This window comes from Synechococcus sp. BA-120 BA3 (assembly GCF_034931285.1).
In the GTDB taxonomy this organism is placed as follows: Bacteria; Cyanobacteriota; Cyanobacteriia; order PCC-6307; family Cyanobiaceae; genus Cyanobium.
On the sequence record NZ_JAYGHZ010000170.1, the window covers coordinates 1 to 1,376 of the forward strand.

Consider the following 1,376-nt stretch of genomic DNA (forward strand, 5'->3'; position numbering starts at 1 on the left):
ACGCCGTAGGTCAGGTACACGTAGAAGCGGCCGGGCTCGCCGAACAGGGTGTCGTTGCTGGCGGAGCGGCGGCGGTGGCCGTGGCAGGCCGGCTCGCTCTGGCAGTAGGCCTCGGTCTCGACGATCACGCCCCACAGCAGGGCGCCCGACGGCAGGCGCCGCAGCAGCAGGCAGCCGATCAGCTCCGGGGCCACCAGCTCGGCGGGGCGGGCGAAGAAGGGCGGGGGGAGGGCGACAGCTTCCGCGGCGTTCACGGGCGGCACCGCCGGGGAATGGTGCACGGAAGCGCAATGGTGCGGGGAAGCGAACCGTGGTGACCCTCGGCGCGCCGGTGGGGCGGAGCAGGGCCACAGTGGGGGCAGCCCTGCGTCGCCAGGGGCTCGCCGATCAACGGATCAACCATGGAAACCGCCAGCTTCAACCTCGGCACCGTCCTGCTGGCCGTCAGCGGCCTGTTCGTGCTGACCACCCTGTTCTTCGGCACCAAGGGCGGCTACTACGACACCGACGACTACGACGGCAACGGCACCGCCCACTGAGACCTGCCAGCCGGCGGCCGTCGAGCCAGGAATCAGGAACTCCCCAGACGCTCGGCCTCGGGGCAGTCGCCGGTGGTGGGCAGGTCGTCGGCATCGGCGGAGCGGCTCACCGAGGCCAGCCGGGTGCTGACGGCCCCGATCGAGGCCAGCCGGACGCTTTCCTCCCAGCTGTGGCGTTCGTCGCCGTCCTCGTCGTCGTAGCGGAGGGTGACCAGATCGCCCTCGATCTCCACCACCAGGGCCCGCTCGATCCAGCGCTGCTGGTCCAGCAGGTAGACCCAGACCGGTCGCTGCTCCAGGCGAAATCGGTCGAGCTTGCGATGCAGCATCGTGACGCCGCGGATAGGGTCGATCCTAGGCAGCACGGCGCCGGCCGCCATGTTCACCATGACCCGATCGATGCCCAGCACCGCCCCAGGCCCCGGCACGGTTCCGGGCCCCGTCGCCAGCACCGAGGCGATCCGGCTGCAACTGCGCAGCTGGCCCGAGGTGGAGGACTACCTCAGCCGCTGCCGGGGGGTGATCGTGCCGCTGGGGTCCACCGAGCAGCACGGGCCCACCGGCGCCATCGGCACCGACGCCCTCACCGCCGAGGCGGTGGCCCTGGAGGTGGGGCGCCGCACCGGGGTGCTGGTGACCCCCGCCCAGGCCTTCGGCATGGCCGAGCACCATCTGGGCTTCGCCGGCACCATCAGCCTGCAGCCCTCCACCCTGCTGGCCGTGCTTCATGACGTGGTGCTCTCGCTGGCGCGCCACGGCTTCGAGCGCATCTACGTGATCAACGGCCATGGCGGCAACATCGCCACCGCCCGGGCCGCCTTCGCCCAGGCCTACGGC

4 protein-coding genes are annotated in these 1,376 nt (G+C 71.7%); 2 read left to right on the top strand and 2 right to left on the bottom strand.

Going from position 1 to position 1,376, the window contains the following annotated elements:
• A partial coding sequence (locus tag VB737_RS06970) for a DNA-3-methyladenine glycosylase (RefSeq protein WP_500312198.1) occupies positions 1-254 on the bottom strand: 254 nt, incomplete at its 3' end.
• A 147-nt stretch (positions 255-401) separates the two neighbouring features.
• Between VB737_RS06970 and VB737_RS06975 the strand changes: the two genes are divergently transcribed.
• A complete protein-coding gene (locus VB737_RS06975; RefSeq protein WP_015109478.1) occupies positions 402-539 on the top strand; it encodes a DUF8629 family protein in 138 nt (45 codons plus the stop codon).
• A 32-nt stretch (positions 540-571) separates the two neighbouring features.
• Here VB737_RS06975 and VB737_RS06980 read toward each other — a convergent pair whose 3' ends face one another.
• The gene (locus VB737_RS06980; protein WP_500312199.1) at positions 572-949 is read right to left on the bottom strand and encodes a DUF6679 family protein; all 378 of its coding nucleotides are present in this window, start codon (positions 947-949) and stop codon (positions 572-574) included.
• On the opposite strand from VB737_RS06980, the gene VB737_RS06985 reads away from it, so the two are divergent.
• Positions 939-1,376 (top strand): creatininase family protein (locus VB737_RS06985; protein ID WP_500312200.1); only part of this gene is annotated, 438 nt, incomplete at its 3' end. The genes VB737_RS06980 and VB737_RS06985 overlap by 11 nt on opposite strands.